Source organism: Natronoarchaeum rubrum, from assembly GCF_024494695.1.
On sequence record NZ_JANHDP010000003.1, the window covers coordinates 35805 to 57944 of the forward strand.

Annotated in this window: 17 protein-coding genes; 8 read left to right on the forward strand and 9 right to left on the reverse strand. The window is 67.8% G+C overall.

What is annotated here, in order from left to right:
- Nucleotides 1-20 precede the first annotated feature (20 nt).
- The gene (locus tag NO931_RS07785; protein WP_256391094.1) at nt 21-1394 is read left to right on the forward strand and encodes a cytochrome P450; all 1374 of its coding nucleotides are present in this window, start codon (nt 21-23) and stop codon (nt 1392-1394) included.
- Nucleotides 1395-1412: 18 nt separating this feature from the next.
- Here NO931_RS07785 and NO931_RS07790 read toward each other — a convergent pair whose 3' ends face one another.
- The 3 genes from NO931_RS07790 to NO931_RS07800 all read right to left on the reverse strand — a co-directional run bounded on the left by NO931_RS07790 (nt 1413) and on the right by NO931_RS07800 (nt 4107).
- Nucleotides 1413-2591: an NAD(P)/FAD-dependent oxidoreductase gene (locus tag NO931_RS07790; RefSeq protein WP_256391095.1), complete on the reverse strand. Its 1179-nt coding sequence runs from the start codon at nt 2589-2591 to the stop codon at nt 1413-1415.
- Nucleotides 2592-2793: 202 nt separating this feature from the next.
- Nucleotides 2794-3327 carry an Rrf2 family transcriptional regulator gene (locus NO931_RS07795; RefSeq protein WP_256391096.1) on the reverse strand — a complete coding sequence of 178 codons (534 nt, stop codon included), beginning with the start codon at nt 3325-3327 and terminating at the stop codon, nt 2794-2796.
- A gap of 111 nt (nt 3328-3438) precedes the next feature.
- Nucleotides 3439-4107, reverse strand: coding sequence for a metal-dependent transcriptional regulator (locus NO931_RS07800; RefSeq protein ID WP_375142018.1), 669 nt, complete (start codon nt 4105-4107; stop codon nt 3439-3441).
- A gap of 211 nt (nt 4108-4318) precedes the next feature.
- Here NO931_RS07800 and rocF point away from each other — a divergent pair, with 211 nt between their 5' ends.
- Nucleotides 4319-5242, forward strand: coding sequence for an arginase (gene rocF / locus NO931_RS07805; protein WP_256391097.1), 924 nt, complete (start codon nt 4319-4321; stop codon nt 5240-5242).
- Between the two features lie 7 nt (nt 5243-5249).
- Here the strand turns inward: rocF and NO931_RS07810 are convergent, their stop codons facing one another.
- Nucleotides 5250-5579, reverse strand: a complete 330-nt coding sequence (locus NO931_RS07810) for a HalOD1 output domain-containing protein (RefSeq protein ID WP_256391098.1) — start codon at nt 5577-5579, stop codon at nt 5250-5252.
- 235 nt (nt 5580-5814) lie between these two features.
- Between NO931_RS07810 and NO931_RS07815 the strand changes: the two genes are divergently transcribed.
- On the forward strand, nt 5815-6291 hold the full coding sequence (locus NO931_RS07815; protein WP_256391099.1) for a hypothetical protein: 477 nt from the start codon (nt 5815-5817) through the stop codon (nt 6289-6291).
- Nucleotides 6292-6303: 12 nt separating this feature from the next.
- Here NO931_RS07815 and gyrA read toward each other — a convergent pair whose 3' ends face one another.
- Nucleotides 6304-8808: a DNA gyrase subunit A gene (gene gyrA / locus NO931_RS07820; protein ID WP_256391100.1), complete on the reverse strand. Its 2505-nt coding sequence runs from the start codon at nt 8806-8808 to the stop codon at nt 6304-6306.
- Between the two features lie 13 nt (nt 8809-8821).
- Entirely contained in the window at nt 8822-10735 is a 1914-nt protein-coding gene (gene gyrB, locus NO931_RS07825; protein WP_256391101.1) for a DNA topoisomerase (ATP-hydrolyzing) subunit B, read from the reverse strand.
- Between the two features lie 329 nt (nt 10736-11064).
- Between gyrB and NO931_RS07830 the strand changes: the two genes are divergently transcribed.
- Both NO931_RS07830 and NO931_RS07835 read left to right on the forward strand, forming a co-directional pair.
- The gene (locus NO931_RS07830) at nt 11065-13554 is read left to right on the forward strand and encodes a DNA topoisomerase VI subunit B (protein ID WP_256391102.1); all 2490 of its coding nucleotides are present in this window, start codon (nt 11065-11067) and stop codon (nt 13552-13554) included.
- Complete coding sequence (locus NO931_RS07835) at nt 13551-14642, forward strand: DNA topoisomerase IV subunit A (protein ID WP_256391103.1); 1092 nt, start codon at nt 13551-13553, stop codon at nt 14640-14642. The genes NO931_RS07830 and NO931_RS07835 overlap by 4 nt, the downstream gene beginning before the upstream one ends.
- A gap of 30 nt (nt 14643-14672) precedes the next feature.
- Here NO931_RS07835 and NO931_RS20710 read toward each other — a convergent pair whose 3' ends face one another.
- Entirely contained in the window at nt 14673-16019 is a 1347-nt protein-coding gene (locus NO931_RS20710; protein WP_256391104.1) for a bifunctional metallophosphatase/5'-nucleotidase, read from the reverse strand.
- Between the two features lie 192 nt (nt 16020-16211).
- Between NO931_RS20710 and NO931_RS07845 the strand changes: the two genes are divergently transcribed.
- Both NO931_RS07845 and NO931_RS07850 read left to right on the forward strand, forming a co-directional pair.
- Complete coding sequence (locus tag NO931_RS07845) at nt 16212-16931, forward strand: DUF2270 domain-containing protein (protein WP_256391105.1); 720 nt, start codon at nt 16212-16214, stop codon at nt 16929-16931.
- Nucleotides 16913-17773, forward strand: coding sequence for an ion transporter (locus NO931_RS07850; RefSeq protein WP_256391106.1), 861 nt, complete (start codon nt 16913-16915; stop codon nt 17771-17773). Before NO931_RS07845 ends, NO931_RS07850 begins: the two co-directional genes overlap by 19 nt.
- A gap of 52 nt (nt 17774-17825) precedes the next feature.
- Here the strand turns inward: NO931_RS07850 and NO931_RS07855 are convergent, their stop codons facing one another.
- Nucleotides 17826-18572, reverse strand: a complete 747-nt coding sequence (locus NO931_RS07855) for an MBL fold metallo-hydrolase (protein WP_256391107.1) — start codon at nt 18570-18572, stop codon at nt 17826-17828.
- A 65-nt stretch (nt 18573-18637) separates the two neighbouring features.
- Nucleotides 18638-20392, reverse strand: a complete 1755-nt coding sequence (ligA, locus tag NO931_RS07860; RefSeq protein ID WP_256391108.1) for an ATP-dependent DNA ligase LigA — start codon at nt 20390-20392, stop codon at nt 18638-18640.
- 135 nt (nt 20393-20527) lie between these two features.
- Between ligA and NO931_RS07865 the strand changes: the two genes are divergently transcribed.
- Nucleotides 20528-22102: a glutamate-cysteine ligase family protein gene (locus NO931_RS07865; RefSeq protein WP_256391109.1), complete on the forward strand. Its 1575-nt coding sequence runs from the start codon at nt 20528-20530 to the stop codon at nt 22100-22102.
- Nucleotides 22103-22140 lie beyond the last annotated feature (38 nt).

Genomic DNA, 22140 nt, shown 5'->3' on the forward strand with positions numbered 1-22140 from the left:
GCGGCGCCAACGTTCACCCGATGGCAAACCGTTCCGTCGACGCCGGTCGATCGCGCACCGACGCCGAAGCGCCGCCCCGACGCACCGGGCTGCCGGTGCTCGGAAGCACGATTCCGTTCGCCCGGCAGGGGATCGACTTCACCGACGAGCTCCGTCCGCACGGCGACGTCGTCGCCTACCGAGCGCTCGGTCAAGAGTTCGTCGCCGTCTTCGACCCCGACCTCGTGGAGACCGTTCTCGTTTCCCGGAACGACGAGTTTCCCAAGGGTGAGTTCGAGACCGCGTTCGGCGAACTCGTCGCTCCCGAGGGCGTCGTGTTCACCGAAGGCGAGCGCTGGCGACGGCAGCGCCAGCTCCTCCAGTCCGCGTTCACGCCCGCAGAAGTCCAGACGTACGTCGACGCGATGGCCGACGAAGCGGCGGCGCTGGCGGACGGCTGGAACGACGGCGAGGTCGTCGAACTTCGGGAAGCGCTGTCGACGTTCGCGCTCGGCGTGCTGACGCGGGCGCTGTTCGATCTGGAGTTCGACGACGAACGGGCGGCGGTCGTCCGCGAGGCGACCCGCGCGCTCGCCGACGTCGCCGACCCGAGCGCGTACGCGGTGCGCTCGGTCGTTCCGTCGTGGCTCCCGGTCGGCGACGAGCGGCGCTACGAGCGGGCGATGGACGACCTCTCGGCGCTGGTCGAGCGGCTCGTCGAGGAGCGCCGGAGCGACGCCGGCGGCGACGACGCCGAACGGGACGATCTCCTCTCGATGCTGGCGGCCGCCGAGTACCCGAACGGCGAGCGGATGACGCCCGAGGAAGTTCGCGACCAGCTCGTCACGTTCCTGTTTGCCGGCCACGAGACGACCGCGACGGCCCTGACCTACGCCTGCTGGCTGCTGGCCGGCCACCCCGACGCGCGCCGGCGTCTCGACGCCGAGCTCGACGCCGAATTGGGCGGTCGTGATCCGGCGTTCGGGGACATCCCGGCGCTCGACGAGACGGAAGCGATCGCACGGGAGGCGATGCGGCTCTACCCGCCCGCGCCGATCCTCTACCGCGAGCCCCGCGAGGAGACCGTGCTCGGCGGCTATCGGCTCCCGGCGGACGCGACGCTCCAGCTGTCGGCCTACGGCATCCACCGCGACGAGCGCTGGTGGTCGGAGCCGGCGTCGTTCCGACCGGAGCGCTGGCTCGACGATCGCGAGCGGCCGGAGTACGCGTACTTCCCCTTCGGCGGCGGGCCGCGCCACTGTCTGGGGATGCGCTTCGCGATGACCGAGCTACAGATCGCCCTGGCGACGCTGGCGCGGCGCGTCGAGTTCGAGCGCGTCACGGAGTCACTGGACCCGACGATGGGCGTGACGCTCGATCCCGGTGCCGTCGAGGTGAGAGTGAAAAAGCGGTGAGAGAACGGGCGATCCGGACTACAGCGCGTCCCAGGCCTTCCGGGCGCGGTTCCAGGAGGTAATGTCGGCGATCCAGCGGGCGGCGATGGCTTTCTTGAGCGTCTCGGCGGGCATGCCGCCGAACGTGCCGACCACGTCGAACAGCGCGCCGGCGCCGAAGCCGGGGTCGACCTCCGTCGCGACGGCCTCGTCGCCGATCGAGATGACCGTCCCCTTGTCCTTGTGCCGCCAAGTCTTCATGGGCCGGTCGTCGATCGCGCGGGCGAGGTTCTCGCCGGCGACCTCGGCGGCCTGCCAGGCGGCCTGCGCGGTCGGCGGCGCGGGGTTGTCGCCCTGGTCGATCACGGCGGAGTCGCCGATGGCGAACACGCGCTCGTCGCTGGTCTCGAACGTCGAGGAGGCGGTGACGCGGTTGTGCTCGTTGTCGAGGTCGACGCCGTCCATGGCGTCGCGGCCGGTGATACCCCCGGTCCAGACGAACACGTCGTAGTCGATCGCGTCGCGCTCGTCGAACTCGATGGCCTCGGCGGTCGCCTCGGTGATCGGGTCGTCGGTAAGGATGTTCACGCCGGCGTCCTCAAGCTTCTCGCGGAGCGCCTGCTGGATCTCGTCGGAGCCCGGCGGGAAGATCTCTTCGAGCGCCTCGACGAGCGTGATCTCGATCGGCGCGTTGTTCCGGTCGCGGAACTCGGCGACCTCGCCCGCGCTCTGGATGCCCGAGAGACCGGCGCCGCCGATGACGACCTCGGCGGGATCGCTGCGCGTCGCGTCCTCGGCGGCTTCCTTGACGCGTTCGTGGATGTCGAGGGCGTCGTCGAGACTCTTGAGCGTCATCGAGTGCTCTTCGAGGCCGGGGATGCCGTAGTAGGCGGTCTGGCTACCCAGCGCGACGAGCGCGTAGTCGTAGTCGATCGTCTCGCCGTCGTCCAGTTCGACCTCACGGTCGTCGACGTCGAGGCCCGTGACCTCGCCCTCGACGAACGTCGTCGCGGGCGATTTGATCTCCTCGACCGGGATGGTGATCTTGTGCTGGACCGACGGATCGCGGATCACGCGGTGGGACTCGTGGAGCACCAGGTGATAGTCGGTGTCGGAGACCCAGACGATCTCCGTGCTGCCGTTCAGTTCCTCCTCGAGTTGCTTGACCGCGCCGGCGCCAGCGTAGCCTGCGCCGAGAACGACGACCGTGGCTGTCATGACTGGTACTCAGCAACCCTGTGATACAAAGGCTTTGAAACCGCAGTGTGTGTGATAACGGTTCTCTCTCACGGTTCCCGGCGAGAGGGCAGTAGCAGAGCGATCGCTCGCTCGCAGCGACGGTTCGAGAACGGAGCGAGAAGATCAAGAGCGGTCGCGTCCGCGATCGGACGCCGATAGATCGGACGACGTCAGCCGCCGATCAGTGCTGGGGCTCTTCGGCCGGCGCGACCATATCGTCGATCTTCAAGATCAGGATGTTCGCGGTGTCGTCCTTCCCGTCGACGGTCCCCTCGACCTTGAGCTTCGAGAGCGGCGTCGGGCCGACGACGACCGTGTCGCCCTCGTGGATGTCGCGGACCGATCCCTGGATGTGGATCTCGGCGCGGCACAGCTCGGGGTGGTGAACGCTGCTGAGGTCGATCCCCTCGACGTTACCCTCCGTGACTTCCTCGCCCTCGTGGGTCATGGGCACGGCGGCGGGCTCGTCCATCTGCTGGATGTCGAGCGCCTCGTAGGCGGTTGCGGTCGGCTTGTAGCCGCCCTTCGGGCCGGGGACGCCTTCGACGAGCTGGAGCGCTTTGAGGCTCTGCATCTGGTTGCGAATCGTACCCGGATTTCGGTCGACCTCTTCGGCGATGTCCTCGCCTTTCACCGCGTCCTCGGACTCCCGGTGGAGATTGATCAGCGCGGTGAGAATGGTCTTCTGGCTGGGCGTGAGTTCGATGGATGACATTACTGTAACGTTCGGTAGTGATCGTCTTAAATCCGGCGAATAGGACCACTTTTCGCCCGCGTGATACTGATTTCCACGCACGGCACGAAGCGGCGTTCCCGACGAAAACTATCAGACGGCGTCGTGGACGTGAACGTCCGCCGCGACGTTTTCGGGGAGCGACACCTCGGCGTCTCGATCTTTCGGGCGGGCCGTAATCATCCCGAAGGGGGCAACCTCGTCGATCCGCAGCGTGACGCCGGGGTCGATCCCGCGCTCGGAGAGGTAGCGCAGCACCTCCGAATCCCGATCGCTGATCCGCTCGACGACGACGGTGTCTCCCTCGCTGAACTCGGTCAGCTGTCTGCTCTGGCTCGCCTCCGGGGGTTCGAGCTGTTCGTTGGGGATCGGATCGCCGTGGGGATCGACCTCGGGGTCGCCCAGCGCCTCGACGAGTCGGCGCTCGAACTTCTCGCTGATGTGGTGTTCCAGCCTGTCGGCCTCCTCGTGGACCTCGCTCCAGTCGTAGTCGAGCTGCTCGGTGAGGTAGGATTCGAGCAGGCGGTGGTGACGGACGACTTCCAGCGCGACGGTCTCGCCCTCGGGCGTCAGCTCGACACCCTTGTACTTCTCGCGGTCGACCAGCCCGCGCTCCTCTAGCTTGTCGATCATGCTGGTGACCGTCGGCGACGTGACGTCGAGGTACTCCGCGATCTCGGAGGTGCGGATCCGCCCGTCGCGCTCGCCCTGCAGGTGGTAGATCACCTTCAGGTAGTCCTCCATCACGTCGCTGAGCATCATCTCGCCAGCGAGTAGGGAGGGCGGACTTGTATATCTACCGCGGTCGATCGGACGCCGACCGCGGCGAGGCGGCGCGGCGACGCCGCGGAGCGGGACGCGCAGCGGCCGCGGATCGGCGCCGGAGCGAGGCCATAGAGCGGCGGCGAGACGCCGTGGAACGGCGCCGGGAGATGCCACAGATAATAAGCGGGGCCTGCTCGTACGACGCTCCATGACGCGAACCGTCCGGATCATCGGCGCACCGACCGACTACGGCGCGAACAGGCGCGGCGTCGACATGGGCCCCTCGGCGATCAGGTACGCCGGGCTGGCCGACGCCGTCGAGGCGACGGGCGCGACGACGGTCGACGTCGGCGACCTGTTCGTCGCGCGCGCCGAGGAGCGCGACCCGGATGCCGGGGCGCCGGCGGGCGACGCGAAGTTCCTGCGCGAGGTCGAGGATGTCTCGGAGAGTCTCGCCGACGAAGTCGCCGACGCCGTCGCCGACGGGGAGCTGCCCCTCGCGCTCGGCGGCGACCACTCGATCGCCATCGGGACGCTCGCCGGCGCGGGCCGCGACGCCGAGCTCGGCGCCGTCTGGTTCGACGCCCACGGTGACTTCAACACGCCCGAAACGTCGCCCAGCGGCAACGTCCACGGAATGCCGCTGGCCGCCGCGCTCGGGAAGGGGTCGTTCGCCGATCGTCCCTGGGCGCGCTCGGCCGGACTCCGCGAGGAGAACGTCGCGATCGTCGGCCTGCGGAGCATCGACGACGCCGAGCGCGAGGCGCTCCGCGAGAGCGACGTTACCGTCTACACGATGTCGGATATCGACGCTCGTGGCCTGACGCCGGTCGTCGAGGACGCGCTGGACGTCGCGACCGACGGGGTCGAGGGGTTCCACGTCAGCCTCGATCTCGACTGGCTCGATCCCGGCGAGGCGCCCGGCGTCGGGACGCCGGTTCGGGGCGGCGTCAGCTACCGCGAGGCCCACGCCGCCATGGAACGGGTCGCAACCCGCGACGGCGCGGACGGCGCTGCCGACCTTCGATCGCTCGAACTCGTCGAGGTCAACCCGATCCTCGACGAGCACAACGAGACGGCCGAACTGGCGACCGAACTCGCCGCGAGCGCGCTCGGCAAGCGGATCCTGTAGCTCGGAGCTACGACTGTTCCGGATACATCTCGCTTCGTGGCGGTCGGTTTTCGGCGATCCGCACCGTTTCGTCGCTCTCGACGAGGACGGTACATCCCTGGAAGATGAACTCGACGCTCACGCGGCTGTCGCGGGCGTTCGCGTGGCGTATCACTGACTTCAGGGCCTCCACGTCGACGCTCTCGTACAGCGTATCGAGGTCGCGTTCCGCGACCCCTTTCAGCGCGGCGACGCCCCGGAGTATCGCGCGCGTCAGGGATTCCTCGGGGCCCGGTTCCACGACGACCGTCGCGCCGCCGTCGGTCGCCGGTCGATCGCCGCAGTCGTTTCGTCCCATTTTTTTACGTGTAGTTGCGTAGAGCTTTCAGTCCTGCACCCAATCATGTAGGCTTTGCCGGTTTTTGGAGACGTTCGAGGCTCCATCAAACCCCGGCAGCGGCGCCGAGAGTTGCTGGTCTCCTCGGTCCGTCTCCACGGGTGTCGCCGAGCGGCGTCCGGCGTCCGAGCACCGGGGCCGTTGTCCGCCTCGGCGAAACGAAACGCAAATAGTGTAAGAATGCCTACTATATCTCGTGACGAGGGGACCTGCCGACGTTCACTTCCGCGAGACGCAACGCTTCCGGCAGCCCTGGCTGTGGGGGCTCCTGATCGGGGTTGCGGTGCTGGTCGGCGGCAGCCTGTACGCGGAGGGCGCTTCGGGCCCCGGTACGGCGATCGGCCTGGCCGTCGTGGTCGCCCTGCTGGCCCTGTTCGCCGTCGCCAAGTTGACGGTCGAGGTCCGCGGGGACGGCGTCCGGATTCAGTTCTTCCCCTTTCATCTCTCGCCCCGGCGGATCCCGCTGGAAGCTATCGAGCGCTCGGAGGCCGTCGAGTACAGTCCGATCCGGGACTACGGCGGCTGGGGGATCCGCTGGACGGGCGGTGGGAAAGCGTACAACGTCAGCGGCAGCGAGGGTGTCCGCGTCGATCGCCGAGACGCCAAGCAGTTGCTGATCGGATCGCAGCGCGCGGACGAACTGGAAGCGGCGATCGAACGAGCGCGGAAATAAAACGGCGTCGAGTTACTCGTCGTCGGTCGGCACGCTCTGTGCCTCAACAACGTCGTCGCCCTGCGCGTCTTCGGCGTCAGGCGTCGCAGCGGGCAGCACGTCGACGCTGGCGACGGCGTCGCCCGCCTCGACGTCCATCACGGTCACGCCCATCGTGTTGCGGCCGACGGTCGAAACGTCGGCGGCGCGGGTGACCATGATCTGGCCGTTCTCGCTCATCAGCACCAGCCGATCGTCTTCGGCGACCGACTTCACTGTCGCGACCGGCCCGTTGCGCTCGCCGGTCTTGATGTCGATGAGGCCCATGCCGTACCGCGACTGCGTGCTGTACTCCGCGAGCTTCGTCCGCTTGCCGAACCCGTTGCGGGTAACCGTCAGCAGGGCGTTATCGTCGTCCTCGTCGGTCGCGACGAGCCCGGCGACCTTGTCGTCGTCCTGCAGCTTGATGCCGCCGACGCCCCGGGCGTTCCGGCCCATGCAGCGGACCTCGGACTCGTCGAACCGGATCGTCATGCCGCCCTCGGTGGCGATCACGAGATCCTTGGTGCCGTCCGTAACTTCGACGTCGACGAGCTCGTCGCCGTCTTCGAGATCGGCCGCGATGATCCCCGTCGAGAGGATGTTCTCGAACTCCTCGCCGGCGGTGCGTTTGACGTAGCCGTCGCGGGTGACCATCGTCACGCGCTCGCCGTCCTCGAACTCGTCGGTGGCGACGACGGCGGTGATCTCCTCGCCGTCGTCGAAGTCGATCAGGTTGATCGCCGACTTACCCCGCGCCGTACGGCTCATCTCGGGGATCTCGTAGGTCTTCAGGCGGTAGACCTGCCCGTGGTTCGTGAAGCAAAGGAGGTAGTCGTGGGTGTTCGCCCGGAACACCTTCGAGACCCGATCGCCCTCCTTCACGTCGGCGCCGATGATGCCTTTGCCGCCCCGACCCTGGGGGTCGAACCGTTCGGCGGGCATCCGCTTGACGTAGTCGTCCTCGGTGACGACGACGACGACCTCCTCCTCGGCGATGAGGTCCTCGTGGGTAACCGTCCCCTGGTCCTCGATGATGCTCGTCCGGCGGTCGTCGGCGTACTCCGCTTTGATCTCGCGGAGCTCCTCTTTGATGACCGAGAGCAGCTCCGACTCGTTTTCGAGGATCGTCTCCAGGCGCTCGATGTTGGCCTGCACGTCCTCGTACTCGGATTCGATCTCGGCGGCCTCCATCGACGTGAGGCTGCCAAGCTGCATCCGAACGATGTGGTCCGCCTGGTCGGTCGAGAAGTCGTAGGCCTCGATCAGCGCCTCCTTCGCCGCGTCGCGATCCTCGGAGTCCTGGATCAGCTCGACCACGTCGTCGACGTTCTCCAGCGCGGTGAGGCGGCCTTCGAGGATGTGCGCTCGATCCTCGGCTTCAGCGAGGTCGTACTCGCTGCGGCGGCGCACGACTTCCTTGCGGTGTTCGACGTAGTGTTCGAGGGTTTCCTTGAGCGTCAGCACCCGGGGCTGGCCGTCGACGAGCGCGAGGTTGATGACGCCGAATGTGTTCTCGAGGTGGTGCTCCAGAAGCTGGTTCTCGACGACGTCGGCGTTGGCGCCGCGCTTGAGTTCGACGACGATCCGGACGCCGTTCCGGTCGGACTCGTCGCGCAGGTCGCGAACGCCCTCGATCTTGCCCTCGTTGACGTCGTCGGCGATGCGCTCGACGAGACGCGCTTTGTTCTGCTGGAAGGGGACCTCGGTGATGACGATCTGATCGTCGTCGGTCTCGTACTCGGCGCGGACGCGGACGCGACCGCGGCCGGTCGAGTACGCCGAGTAGATGGCGTCCCGGCCGACGATGTTCGCGCCGGTCGGGAAGTCGGGCCCCTTGACGTGCTCCATCAGGTCCTCGACGGTCGCCTCGGGGTCGTCGATCAGCTCGATCGTGGCGTCGACGACCTCGCCGAGATTGTGCGGCGGGATGTTCGTCGACATCCCCACCGCGATGCCCGAGGAACCGTTGACCAGCAGGTTCGGGAACGCCGACGGCAGCACGTCGGGCTCCTGCAGGCGGTCGTCGTAGTTCGGCGAGAAGTCGACGGTGTCTTTCTCGATGTCGGTGAGCATCTCTTCGGCGATGGGGCTCATCCGGGCCTCGGTGTAGCGCATCGCCGCGGCCGGGTCGCCGTCCATCGAGCCGAAGTTGCCCTGGCCGTCGACAAGCGGATGCCGCATCGAGAACGGCTGGGCCATGCGAACGAGCGTGTCGTAGATAGCGCTGTCACCGTGCGGGTGGTAGTCACCCATCGTCTCCCCGATCACCGAGGAGGACTTCCGGTGGCTCGTGTTGCTGGTGACGCCCATCTCGTGCATCGCGTAGAGGATGCGCCGGTGGACGGGCTTGAGCCCGTCACGGACGTCGGGCAGCGCGCGGCCCGCGATGACGCTCATCGCGTAGTCGATGTAGCTCTGCTCCATCTCGTCTTCGACGCGCACGCGCTCTACGCGGGCAGCGTCGACGTCTGTCGGATCGGGTACGTCTGAACTCATGTAGATGCCTCCATTAGATGTCGACCCACTCTGCTTCGGGGGCGTGCTCTTTGATGAACTGTTTCCGCGGCTCGACGGCGTCGCCCATCAGCACCGAGAACATCTTGTCGGCGGCGGCGGCGTCCTCGATGCCGATCTGCTTGAGCACGCGGTTGTCGGGGTTCATCGTCGTCTCCCAGAGCTGCTCGGGGTTCATTTCGCCCAGGCCCTTGAACCGCTGGACCTGCGTGGGATTGCCGTCGCACTTCTCGGCGATGATCTCCTCGCGCTCCTGTTCTGTCATCGCGTCGTACGTCTCGCCGCGGTACCGGATCCGGTACAGCGGGGGCTGGGCGGCGTACACGTAGCCCGCCTCGAGCAGCGGGCGCATGTGCCGGTAGAACAGCGTCAGCAGCAGCGTCCGGATGTGCGCGCCGTCGACGTCGGCGTCGGTCATCATCACGATCTTCTCGTAGCGGGCCTCCTCGATGTCGAACTCGTCGCCGATCCCCGTCCCGATGGCGGTGATCATGTTCCGGATCTCGTCGTTCTCCAAGATCCGGTCGAGCCGGTGTTTCTCGACGTTGAGGATCTTCCCGCCCAGCGGGAGGATCGCCTGGATCTCGGGGTTGCGCCCCTGCTTTGCCGACCCGCCCGCGGAGTCACCCTCGACGATGAACAGCTCGGAGTCGCTCGGCTCTTTCGTCTGGCAGTCTGCCAGCTTTCCGGGCAGCGCCGTCGATTCGAGGGCGCTCTTCCGGCGGGTCAGCTCCTCGGCCTTCTTGGCGGCCTTGCGGGCCTTCGCGGCCTCGACCGCTTTGGAGACGATCGCCTCGGCGGTATCGGGGTTCTCCTCGAAGAAGGTGCCAAGCCCCTCGTGCATGGTGCCCTCGACGATGCCCCGGACCTCGGAGTTGCCGAGTTTCGTCTTGGTCTGGCCCTCAAACTGCGGATCGGGGTGCTTGATCGAGATGACCGCGGTGAGCCCCTCGCGGATGTCCTCGCCCGTGAGGTTCTCGTCGAGGTCGCCCAGCAGCCCGTTGTCGGTCGCGTAGTCGTTGACCGTGCGCGTCAGCGCGGTCTTGAACCCGGTGAGGTGGGTCCCGCCCTCGCGCGTGTTGATGTTGTTGGCGAAGGCGTGGATCGAGCCCTGGAGTTCGTCGGTGGCCTGCATCGCCACCTCTACCTGAATCCCCTCCTCGGCGTCCTCGAAGTAGATGACGTCCTCGTGGAGTTCGGTCTTGGTCTCGTTGAGATACTCGACGAACTCGCGGATGCCGCCCTCGTAGCGGAACGACTTCGCGGTGTCGTCGCGCTCGTCGGCGAGCGCGATCTCGACGCCGGAGTTGAGGAACGCCAGTTCCCGGAGACGACTCTCCAGTGTGGAGAACTCGAACGTCGTCGTCTCGAAGATGTCGTCGTCGGGCCAGAAGCGGATCTGCGTCCCGGTCGACTCGTCGGGCTCCATGTCGCGGACTCGTTCGAGATCGGTCGCTGGCTCGCCGGCGTCGAACCGCTGTGTCCAGACTGCGCCGTCGCGACGGACCGTGACCTCCAGTTCCCCGGAGAGCGCGTTGACGACGCTGACGCCGACGCCGTGAAGCCCTCCCGAGACCTGGTAGGACTTGTTGTCGAACTTCCCGCCGGCGTGAAGCACCGTCATGATCACCTCTAGGGCGGGCTTGTCGTACTCTTCGTGGGTGTCCACGGGGATCCCCCGGCCGTCGTCGGAGACGCTCACCGAGTCGTCCTCGTGGATGGTCACGCCGATCGAGTCGCAGTGGCCGGCCAGCGCTTCGTCGATGGAGTTGTCGACCACCTCGTAGACGAGATGATGCAATCCCCGAGAGTCGGTAGAACCGATGTACATCGCCGGACGTTTCCGGACCGCCTGCAGCCCTTCGAGTACCTGGATCTGTCCGGCACCGTACTCCGTTTCCTCGGACATAAAATCTGTCTCGACGTATGCCGCCCGGGTTGATAAAGGTCACGTACGCGCGCTCGCGCGTGAACAGGTAAGCGAACCGTACTGCTACGAGGCGGCGATTACTCCGACGAGCGCCGCCCGGGAAAAACGCCGCCGGCGCGGTCCGCGCCCGTGCGCACGGTATCGGGCGTTTGGCACCGCTTACTCCGCGCTGCGATGTCCGAATACTACTGGCTGGTGATACGATCCGCCCGTCGGTGAGAGGTCGGAAGCGCCGGACGACGGCGCGAGTTTCACTTTCACTCCGGTAGCGAATGGGTTTTACGTCCCCCGGCGCTACGAGTCGGGTAATGACCTCGTTTCAGTCGACGCTCGGCGACGAGGCGGGGATCGCAGAGGAGCTGGCCGAGAGCCAGCAGGCGATCTCCATCGCCGAGTTCTTCGAGAAGAACAAGCACATGCTCGGGTTCGACAGCGGGGCCCGAGGGCTGGTCACGGCCGTCAAGGAGGCCGTCGACAACTCGCTGGACGCCGCCGAGGAGGCGGGGATCCTGCCCGATATCTACGTCGAGATCCGCGAGTCCGGCGACTACTACACGCTGATCGTCGAGGACAACGGGCCCGGCATCACCAAGGAGCAGCTCCCCAAAGTGTTCGGGAAGCTGCTGTACGGATCGCGGTTCCACGCCCGCGAGCAGTCCCGGGGCCAGCAGGGGATCGGGATTTCGGCGGCCGTGCTCTACTCCCAGCTCACCAGCGGGAAGCCGGCGAAGATCACCAGCCGGACGCAGGGATCGGACGAGGCCCAGTACTTCGAGCTGATCATCGACACCGATACCAACGAGCCCGAGATCCGGACCGAGGAGACGACCTCCTGGGACCGCACGCACGGCACGCGGATCGAGATGGAGATGGAGGCCAACATGCGCGCCCGGAGCCAGCTCCACGACTACATCAAGCACACCGCGGTCGTCAACCCCCACGCGCGCATCGAACTGAAAGAGCCGAAGAACCACTTCAAGGGCGAGCGCGCCGAGGAAGCCGAACTCCCCGCCGAGACCGAGGAGATCCGCCCGCACCCCCACGGCGTCGAACTCGGCACCGTGCTGAAGATGCTGGCCGCGACGGACTCCCACTCGATGTCGGGCTATCTCCAGGAGGAGTTCACCCGCGTCGGGAAGAAGACGGCCGACAGCGTCGTCGACAACTTCCGCGACAAGTACTACGGCCGGGAGATGACCTGGACGCTCCCGCGGCCCCACGAAGACGCCGACGTCGCGGACGCCGTCGCCGAGGCGACGAACGGCAAGGGACCCGAGGCCACCGCGGCGTTCGGGGAGGCCGTCGTCGACAATCTCGACGCCCACGACCGGGTCGCCCACTACCACGTCGCCGACGCCGTCGACGCGGCGGCCGACGAAGTCGCCGACGAGTTCGGCGTCACGCTCGGCGAGACCGTCCGAGAGAACGCGATCGAGGCCGCCTGGATAGCGATCACGGAGGGCGCGACCGGCGAGGACGCCGATGCGGACGCCGCTGACGACGCGGTGGACGCCGACGCCGAAGCGACGACCGTTGGCGGCCGCCGCGCCGACAGCCTCCACGGGATCGTCGACGAGGCGACGAGCACGCGCAAGGACGACGCGACGGTGCGCGGCGTCGCCGAGCGTCTGGCCGAGAAGTTCGAGTCCGCTGAGGATCATCGCGATCGGGTCACGCGCGCCGAGCTGCGCGAGTATCTCGATCGCTCTGTCGAGATGTTCCAGAAGACCGACGACGAGGTGACGTTCGGCGATACCGCCCGCGAGAACGTCGTCGAGGCGCTGTGGACCCGCGCCCGGACGGTCCCCGACGACCCGCCGCTCGTTCGCGAACTCGCCGACGATCGGGACGCCGCCAGCGACCTGCTGGAGGCGATGCGGACGACCGACATCATGGCGCCGCCGACGAACTGCCTCGCGCCGATCGAGGACGACCTCGTCGAGGCCGGACTCCGGAAGGAGTACGACGCCGACTTCTACGCGGCGGCGACGCGGGACGCCGAAGTCCACGGCGGCGACCCCTTCATCGTCGAGGCCGGCATCGCCTACGGCGGCGAACTGGAGGAGGGCGGCACGGCCGACGTGCTCCGCTTCGCCAACCGCGTTCCGCTGGTGTACCAGCGCGGCGCCTGCGCGACGACGGACGTGATCAAACAGATCGGCTGGCGCAACTACAACCTCGACCAGCCGGGCGGGAGCGGCGTCCCGAACGGGCCCGCGGTGATCATGGTCCACGTCGCCTCGACGAACGTCCCCTTCACCAGCGAGTCGAAAGACGCCGTCGCGAACGTCCCCGCGATCGAAGACGAAATCGAGCTGGCGATTCGCGAGGCGGCCCGCGAACTCAAGAGCTACCTCAAGAAGCGCAAGTCCCTGGAGAAGCGCAAGCGCAAGCAGGACGTGCTCGCCGACATCCTCCCCGAGATGGCCGAGAAGGTCGCGGAGGTCACGGACAACGACGAGCCGAACTTCGACGACGCGCTCGCGCGCATCATGAACAACGTGCTCGTCGAGCGCGAGATCAAGGCCAACGGCGCCGGCAGCGAGGTAACCGTCACCGTCGAGAACAACTCCAGCACCAACGAGTCGCTCGAAGTGACCGACATCGTCACGGCCGAGCCGACCGACCTCCCCGACGACGCGACCGTCGTCGAGATGGACGGCGAGTGGTTCGTCAAGTGGTCCGCGGACGTATCGAGCGACGACGAAGCGACGCTGTCGTACGTGACGGCTGACGACGCCGAGTTCGACCTGAGCGTCGAGGGCGTCGAAGACGCGAAACTCACCATCAAACAATGAGCAGCGACACCAGTTCCGAGGCCCAACAGAAGCTGATCGACCTTGCGGCGGAGTTCTACGACCAGATGGACCGCGGGGAGATCCCCGAGATGTCCATCCCGACCCGCACCAAGAGCAACATCGTCTTCGACGAGGACGAGGACGTCTGGGTGTACGGCGAGCGCGAGAGCACGCGCTCGGCCAACAGCATCCGCGGCGCCCGCAAGCTGCTGAAGGCGATCTACACCATCGAGTTCCTCGACAACCAGCTAGAGGAGGACCGCTCGTCGACCCTGCGTGAGCTGTACTACCTCTCTGAGTCGTGGGATTCCAACGAGGCGCAGTTCTCGAATCAAGACGAGTCGAACCAGCTCATCGAGGACTTAGAGATCGTCTCGGAGGTCCGCCGCGAGGACTTCCACATGCGCCCCGAGGAGTCGGGCGCCAAGGTGATGGGCCCGCTGCTCCTCCGCGAGCAGACCCGCCGCGGCGACCGCGAGATCCACTGCCAGAAGGACGTCGGGCAGGGCGGTTATCAGATCCCGAACAACCCCGACACGATCGAGTTCCTGGAGAACGACGCCGACTTCGTCCTCGCGGTGGAGACCGGCGGCATGCGCGACCGGCTCGTCGAGAACGGGTTCGACGACGAGTACGACGCGATCGTCGTCCACCTCGGCGGCCAGCCCGCGCGGGCGACCCGTCGGCTGACCAAACGCCTCCACGACGAACTCGGCCTGCCGGTCACGGTGTTCACTGACGGTGACCCCTGGTCCTACCGGATCTACGGCTCCGTCGCGTACGGGTCGATCAAGTCCGCACACCTCTCGGAGTATCTCGCGACGCCGGAGGCGAAGTTCATCGGCGTCCAGCCCGAGGACATCGTCGAGTACGACCTGCCGACCGACCCGCTCAGCGACTCCGACATCAACGCTCTGGAGAGCGAACTGGAGGACCCGCGCTTCCAGACCGACTACTGGGAAGAACAGATCGAGCTCCAGCTCGATATCAACAAGAAATCCGAACAGCAGGCCCTGGCGTCCCACGGGCTGGACTTCGTGACCGAGACCTACCTGCCCGAACGGCTCGACGAGATGGGCGTTCTGTAGATCGGCGCCGGGCGCGCTCGCCGATCTCTTCTACCGTTCTAGCATCCGATCCTCCACCTCGGGGTCGATCCCGAACTCGCGTGCGTACTCGATCACTCGCTCGTAGACCGTGGCGTCGGTCCGGCGGACGGCGTCGTCGTCGCCGACGGCGGCGATCACGTGGTCCGACGCCGAGAGGTAGCCGGGAACCGCCAGCGAGTATCGTTCCCCGTCGTCGATCGGGTCCCCGCCGACGGTCGCGTCGACGAGTTCGCCGGCGGCGGCGTCGCGGACGACGCGGGCGCCCGAGACGTTGCCGAACCACGAGCGCTCGTCGGCTAAACCGAGACATCGACCGTCCATCTCGGAGAGCGCGGCCCGAAGCCGCTCGCCCGAGACGTCGAGAACGCGGACGCGATCGGTGAACGGCACCGCGCTCGCGAGGTCGAACGCGGTGACCTCTCCGGCGGCGATCCGGTCGCCGCGGAGCCCCCCGTCGTGGTAGATTCCGACGTCCGCGTCGCCGCCCCACCGTACGGCGTCGGCGACGAAGTTCCCGATCCGCGTCTCTCCGGCCCCGTTCCGGTCGGGAACGTCGATCGGGTCGTCGAGTCGGCCGACGGTCTCGGCCAGTCCGGCGTCCCGCCGAGCCTCGCGCAGCGCGTCGACGCCGCGCTGGGCGACGGGAAACGCGTCGACGTCGTGGTGGGTCGTCTCGCCGCTCGCCAGATCGACCTCGAAGATCGTCCCGCCGTCCCGCTTCGGTCGAACGAGCGTCGTGCCGTCGATCTCCGTCGATCCCGCCGGCACCGTGTGCCCGCCACAGATCAGGTCGACGTCGGTCGCCCGCGCGATCGCCGCGTCGCCCCCCATGTGGGCGAGACAGACGACGGCATCAGCGCCCGCCGTCCGCAGTTCCGTCTCGGCCTCCCGGGCGGCCGTGACGGGATCGGTCGTCGAGACCGCCGCACGCCCGCTCGTCACCGCGTCGAGTTCCGGCGTCGTGACGCCGAAGACGCCGACGCTCGTGCCGTCCACCTCGCGGACGACCCGCCGGCGGACGCCGTCGTCCGCTCCGAACCGTCGGCCGTCGGCGCGGAGGTTGGCGCTGACGTACGTCGCCGGCGACCTCCGGGCGACCGTCCGCGCGAACTCGGCCCCGTGATCGAAGTCGTGGTTGCCGAACGTCTCGACGTCGGGATTCAGGAGATCGAGCGCCGTCAGCGGACCGTCGACCCCGAGCACCGTCGTCGTGACGCTGGGCGCCATGTCGTCCCCGGCGCCCAGCACGAGCGCGTCGTCGTCGCGGCGTTCGTCGAGACAGCCGACCAGCCGCCCGAACGCCCGGGCGTCGTCGTAGACGCCTTCGAGGTCGCTGTACTGGAGGATGCGGGTCACGCGACACCATCCCCAACGGGGCAGTCTCGCATCCACACCGGGGGTAGCCGATCCATACGTCGCCAGTCGGTTCGTCCGAGTAAAAGGCCCGCCATTTCCGCGACGCGCGAGGGTCTTGGGAGTTCGGCGGTCGGATTTCGGCGCCGGACGAACACGTCCCGCGTTTTTCTGAGTTCCCGTGGAACCCACGGTATGGGAGGCGACGACGACCGCAGCGACCGATTCGATCCGGAGGGAGAACCCGAGCGCGAGGTGGCACAGCAAGCGGCGACCGACGACCAGCGCTTCCTCGATCTGCTTCCCCACTACTACCGGGGCGAGGTGTCGCACCTGACCACGGAACTGCGCCGGATCGACCAGACGAGCGACTGGGCGGTCGCGGTGATGGCGGGGATCATCACTCTCACGTTCTCCGGGCGGAACATTCCCTCGTACCTGCTGTTCGTGGGGATGGCCGCGATGTGCGTCTTTCTGGTGTTCGAATCGCGGCGCTACCGGACCTACGACGCGTGGCGCTCGCGCGTCCGGCTGCTACAGGAGAACGTGTTCGCGAACGCGTTCGACCCCTCGGGCGTCGAGCACGAAGACTGGCGTAGAGAACTCGGCAGCGACCTCCGACGGCCGACGCTGAAGATCACGTTCCGAGAGGCGCTGTCGCGGCGGATGCATCGCGTGTACGGGCCGCTACTCCTCGTTCTCGGCGCCGCGTGGATCGTCAAGATCACGCTGTTCGCGCCGGATCGATCCGCCATCGAAGCCGCCGAGCTTCCGGCGCTGGACGGCATCTACGTCATCGGGGCTGTCGGCCTGTTCTACGCAGCGGTGCTCGCGATCGCCTACTGGCCGGCCGAACGCGAGGCGAAAGGCGAGTTCCACGGCGAGGAGGTCGGCGAGTGGAAGCGCGAGAAATGACCCGGCACGACGCCGTTCGGCGCCGCGTCTACGACGTGCTCGACGCGCGTCACGCACACGACCGACTGTCGATCGCCGTCAACGGGCTGATCGCCGGGCTGATTCTGCTGAACGTCGTCGGCGTCGTGCTGTTCACCGTCGACGATCTCGCTGCTCGGTACGGCGCCTACTTTCGCGCCGCCGACGCGTTCTTCGTCGCCGTGTTCTCCGTCGAGTACCTGCTGCGCGTCTGGTCGTGTACGGCCGACGACCGGTTCTCGTCGCCGGTCCGGGGGCGGCTCAGGTTCGCCCTCACGCCGTACGCGCTGATCGATCTCGTCGCGATTCTTCCCTTTTTCCTGCCGGTAACGGTCGGCGTTCAGGGCGCGCCGCGGCTCCTGCGGGTCGCGCGGCTGTTTCGGATGCTCAAGCTGGTACGGTACTCCCGGTCGTTGCGACTGCTCGGGACGGTCGTTCGCCGCGAGCGTGACGTGTTCGTCGTCGTCGGCGCCGGGATGGCCGCCCTGCTGGTTGCCGCCTCCAGTGCGATGTACTTCGCCGAGCGGGGCGCCCAGCCCGAGGCGTTCAGCAGCATCCCGGCGGCGATGTGGTGGGGCGTGATCACGCTCACGACCGTCGGCTACGGCGACGTCTACCCGGTGACGCCGCTCGGCAGGGTACTCGGCGGGTTCATCTCCGTGCTGGGGGTCGCGGTGTTCGCGCTGCCGACGGCGATTCTGGTCGAGGGGTTCCGCGAGGTGCTCGGTCGACGCGGGGACGTCGTAGAGTGTTCCCACTGCGGGCGCGAGATCGACGGTGCGACAGCTGACGGTGTGGAAAACGGGGACGGGGACCGGACGTGAGCGCCGGTTCTCGATCGGTTGACTCGGGTATTCCGGTCCGCGAGCAGCCGGACTACTCGTCGAGCGCGACGGGGACGCCGCGGCGTTCGAGATCGTTCTCGAATGCCTCGGCGTCGGCTTCCAGCGCGCCGAACGTGTTGTAGTGGATCGGTGCGACGAGGGCGGGATCCAGCGCTTCGGCGAGGTCGGCGGCCTCGCGGCGGTCCATCGTGAAGTTCCCGCTGATCGACGGCAGGAAAACGTCGACGTCCAGTTCCTCGTGGCCGGGGAGCGCGTCCGAGTCGCCCGGCCAGAACACCGTGGTATCGCCGATCGTGAGGTGGTAGCCGACTCCGATCCCCTCGGGGTGGTACGGCTCGCCCTGATCGTCGACGTGCGGGCCGTCGGGCTCGTTGTACGCCGCGATCGTCCGAACGATGACGTCCTCGAACAGCCGATCGGTGTGCTCGTCGACGCGGACGACGTCCTGGGGCAGGTCGCCGAGCGGTTCGACGTCCCGGTCGATCCCCGGCGGGTAGACGGCGTCGTAGACGACGACCGTGGCGTCCTCGCGCGCGACGCGACGGATCCCGTCCGAATCGTAGTGATGGTCGTGGGTCACCAGCACGAGGTCGCCGTCTCGGGCGTCGTAGTCCCGGGCCGGCGGGTGGCCGACGCCCTCGGTGTCGGGCGCCCACTCACCGGTGAGCGTGCCGTACCGGCCGGGGTCGAGGTAGACGACGGTCCCGTCGTCGCCCTCGATGCGGACGGTCGCGTAGCCGAGCCAGTCGATCGTCAGGTCGCCGTGGCTGATCGTCATGGAGAGTGGTTCGCCCCCTGCGGATTCAAGCGTTCGGTTCCGGACGCGGCGCGATGCCAACCGGTTCACTGCTTCTCCGCAAGTCGCTCGACGCGCTCTAACGTGTCGGCGTCGTCGGGATCGAGATCCTCGCGCACGCCGACGAACCGCGGGAACCGGAGCGCGTAGCCCGACGAGTAGGTCGGCGAGGCCTGGATCTCCTCGTAGCCCACCTCGAACACGACGGCGGGGTCGAGGTCGACATCCTGACCGTCCTCCGCTCGGACGTGGGGGTCGAGCAGTTCGGTCAGCTCGGCCAGTTCCTCGTCGGTGATCCCCGTCGCGACCTTGCCGATCGTCTCGTACTCGTCGCGGTCGTCGACGCGGGCCGACAGCAGGAAGGTCCCGAGGAACGTCGCGCGCCGGCCCTCGCCCCACTCGGCGCCGGTCACGACGAGATCGAGCGTCTCGACGTCGGGCTTGCGCTTGAGCCAGTTCTTCCCGCGGCGTCCCGGCGAGTACGTCGATTCGGGATTCTTGAGCATGATCCCCTCGTGACCGGCGTCGAGCGCCTCGGCGTCGATGGCTTCGATCTCGTCGGCGTCGTCGGAGCGCCAGAGCTTCGAGAGCCCCTCCACGTCGGCCGCGGTGTCGTCCGGCGCCTCGTCGCCGTCGTCGAGTACCTCGGACAGGCGCTCGTGGCGCTCGACGAGCGGCGCGTCGAGCATATCCTCGCCGCCGTGAGACTCCGTCTCACGAGCCTCCGAGTCCGTGGACTCGGAGACGCCCGCGTGGAGGCAGTCGAAAAAGGCGGGGCGGACCGCGACTTCCTCCCGCGCGGCCGCGACGTCGTGCTTGCGCCGGAACCGGCGCAGGACGTTCTGGAAGGCGAGCGGCTCGCCGTCGTCGTCGACGGCCACGACCTCGCCGTCGAGGATCGCCGGGACGTCGATGCGCTCCTCCGCGAACTCGACGACCTCGGGGAGAGCGTCGGTGACGTCCTCCATGTTCCTGGAGTAGACGCGGGTGATCCCCCCGGGCTCGTGGTGTAGCTGGACGCGCGCGCCGTCGTACTTCCACTCGACTGCGGCCTCCTCCCACTCCTCCATGGCGTCGGTGACGCTACCCGCCTGCGCGAGCATCGCCTGGACCGGCCGGCCGATCTCCAGGGTGAGCTCGGCGAGCCCGTCCACGCCGTCGTCGCGGGCCACCTCGGCGACGAGGCCGTAGTCGTTCGACACCTGCAGCGCCCGCTCGACGTCCTCGACGGGGACGTCGAACGCCTCGGCGACGGCGTCCCGCACGGCGCCCTCGCCGACGCCGATGCGCATCTCCGAGAGGACGATCCGGACGAGGTACTTCGCTTCCTCGGGTGAACACCGATTGAGCAGGCCGAACAGCAGGTCGATCTTGGCGTCCTGGCTGCCCTCGCCTTCGGTTTCCGCGAGCGTTTCGAGTTCGTCCGCGACTTCCCTCACTGTGAGGTCGTCGCTACCGCCGCCCGCTCCGGCGCCGAACGCGCTCAGCCCGGTCTGGCCGCCCAGGTCGTAGCTCGCCGCGACCTCGCCGATCTCGCCTAGTTCGGCCAGGTCGTCCTCCACGTCGGCTGCGTCCACGTTCTGGCCGGCCGCGCGGGCGATCGCCTCGTAGAGGTAGCTCGGCCCGACGTCCAGCGTCGTCGAGTCGTGGTCGGGGAACACCCGGCCCTGGACGAATCGCGCGACGACGGGCAGATCCCCCGCAGCGGCGTCGAGTAGTTCGGTGACCAGTGCGACGGCTTCGAGGTCGGCCGGCTCGGCCTCGATGCGGGCGGCGCGCTCGGCGAACTCCCGGAACTCCATCGCACGCCGGTAGGTCGGTGGGGTCAATAAACCGTCCGGACCGTCCTCGGCGTCCCGCCGCGGGGTGGTTTCAACGACACGTTCCCGTCGCAGTCGTCGGTTTCAAGGAACTCGGCCGCGCAGTGGCCCACACACATGTCGGAGGCCGATCTGGCGGCGGCGGTAGACGACGTACTGTCGATCGACCCCGAGGAGTTTCAGGCGGCCGTCGACGCCGACGCGGAGGTCATCAAGTCCGAACTACGCGACGGCACCTTCGACAACTCTCAGGCGATCGTCGGGCTGGAGTACGAGTTCTACGCGGTCGCGAACCCGGCCGACGATCCCTGGACGCCGGGGACCGAAGCCGGCGGGACGCTCCAGCGCGTCCCCCGCCGATTGCTCGAACTCATCGGGTTCGAGAAGGAACTGGGGCTGCACAACGCCGAGATGACGCTCAGCCCCCAGCCGCTCAACTCCTACGGGCTCGCGGCACAGGAGTCGGAGGTCAACGCCCGGCTCTCGGCCGCCCAGGAGCGCACCCGCGCCGAGGGGATGCAACTCGTGAGCGACGGCCTCTGGACGATCCCGCCGGAGGGCGAGACCGCGCGGGGATATCTCACCGACAGCGTCGAGGACCGCGGCGTCAGGATCGCCTCGAACATGAGCGACTCGGTGCGCTATCACGCGATGGCCAACAGCGCCGCCGACGCCGACGTCGGGCTGCGGATCGACGCACCACACGTCTCGCTGGAGAGCGACACGGTGATGCCCGAGAGCCTGATCACGTCGATCCAGCCCCACTATCAGGTGCCGCAGGCGATCGACCTGCCCACCTACTTCCGGTACGCGCTGCGGATCGCCGGCCCGCTGCTCGCGCTCGGCGTCAACTCGCCATTCTTCCCGCCGGACCTGTACGACGCCGACGCGACGGCCGAGGACGTTCTCGAAGACGGCTGGATGGAACACCGGATCAGCGTGTTCGAGACCTCGTTGAACCCGCCGGGCGCCGACCGCGGGGAGGGGAAGGTCCGGTTCCCCCGCGATCTGGAGCACGTCGAGCAGGCGGTCGATCGGATCGCTCGCGACGACACGCTGGTGCCGATGCCGGTCGATCCGGGCAACGGCTTCGACGACGAGTTCGCCCACTTCCGGCTCAAACACGGCACCTACTGGCGCTGGGTCCGCCCCGTCTTCGGCGGCGGAACGCGATCTGAGGCCAACGCTCGCATCGAGTTCAGGCCGCTGCCCGCACAGCCGACCGTCAGCGACTCCGTCGCATTTCAGGCCGCGCTGGCCGGCCTCTTAGAGAGCCTCCCGCGCGTCGAACACCCCGTCGCCGACCTGCCCTGGGAGGACGCCCGCGAGAACTTCTACGCGGCGATGCGCGAGGGGCTCGACGCCGACCTGCAGTGGATCACGAACTCCGGCGAGGAGACGACCGATCGGGAGACGCTGTACGCCGACCTGCTCGATCACGCCGCCGACGGCCTCGAACGACGCGGCCTCTCGGACACCGAGATCGAGGAGTACCTCTGGCCGCTCCGCCAGCGCGCGCGCCACGAACTGACGCCGGCGCGCTGGAAGCGCCGGGAGGTCAAACAGCGCCTCGACGACGGCGAGAGCTTCGCGGATGCGGTGACCGGGATGCAACGGCGCTACCTCGAACGCCAGCACGACTCGCTGATCGGCGGCAGCTTCACTGAGTGGGTCGACGACCGGGAGTGGTAGCGCGGACCGACTGGATCGAGGAGGCACGGCGGCCGTCC

Excerpts from the sequence above, each read along its gene's own strand:
- NO931_RS07830 (WP_256391102.1), top strand. The coding sequence starts at position 11,065 with ATGACCTCGTTTCAGTCGACGCTCGGCGACGAGGCGGGGATCGCAGAG.
- NO931_RS07810 (WP_256391098.1), bottom strand. The coding sequence starts at position 5,579 with ATGGGACGAAACGACTGCGGCGATCGACCGGCGACCGACGGCGGCGCG.
- NO931_RS07790 (WP_256391095.1), bottom strand. The coding sequence starts at position 2,591 with ATGACAGCCACGGTCGTCGTTCTCGGCGCAGGCTACGCTGGCGCCGGC.
- gyrB (WP_256391101.1), bottom strand. The coding sequence starts at position 10,735 with ATGTCCGAGGAAACGGAGTACGGTGCCGGACAGATCCAGGTACTCGAA.
- NO931_RS07795 (WP_256391096.1), bottom strand. The coding sequence starts at position 3,327 with ATGTCATCCATCGAACTCACGCCCAGCCAGAAGACCATTCTCACCGCG.
- rocF (WP_256391097.1), top strand. The coding sequence starts at position 4,319 with ATGACGCGAACCGTCCGGATCATCGGCGCACCGACCGACTACGGCGCG.
- NO931_RS07800 (WP_375142018.1), bottom strand. The coding sequence starts at position 4,107 with ATGATGCTCAGCGACGTGATGGAGGACTACCTGAAGGTGATCTACCAC.
- NO931_RS07835 (WP_256391103.1), top strand. The coding sequence starts at position 13,551 with ATGAGCAGCGACACCAGTTCCGAGGCCCAACAGAAGCTGATCGACCTT.
- ligA (WP_256391108.1), bottom strand. The coding sequence starts at position 20,392 with ATGGAGTTCCGGGAGTTCGCCGAGCGCGCCGCCCGCATCGAGGCCGAG.
- NO931_RS07785 (WP_256391094.1), top strand. The coding sequence starts at position 21 with ATGGCAAACCGTTCCGTCGACGCCGGTCGATCGCGCACCGACGCCGAA.
- NO931_RS07865 (WP_256391109.1), top strand. The coding sequence starts at position 20,528 with ATGTCGGAGGCCGATCTGGCGGCGGCGGTAGACGACGTACTGTCGATC.
- gyrA (WP_256391100.1), bottom strand. The coding sequence starts at position 8,808 with ATGAGTTCAGACGTACCCGATCCGACAGACGTCGACGCTGCCCGCGTA.
- NO931_RS07855 (WP_256391107.1), bottom strand. The coding sequence starts at position 18,572 with ATGACGATCAGCCACGGCGACCTGACGATCGACTGGCTCGGCTACGCG.
- NO931_RS07845 (WP_256391105.1), top strand. The coding sequence starts at position 16,212 with ATGGGAGGCGACGACGACCGCAGCGACCGATTCGATCCGGAGGGAGAA.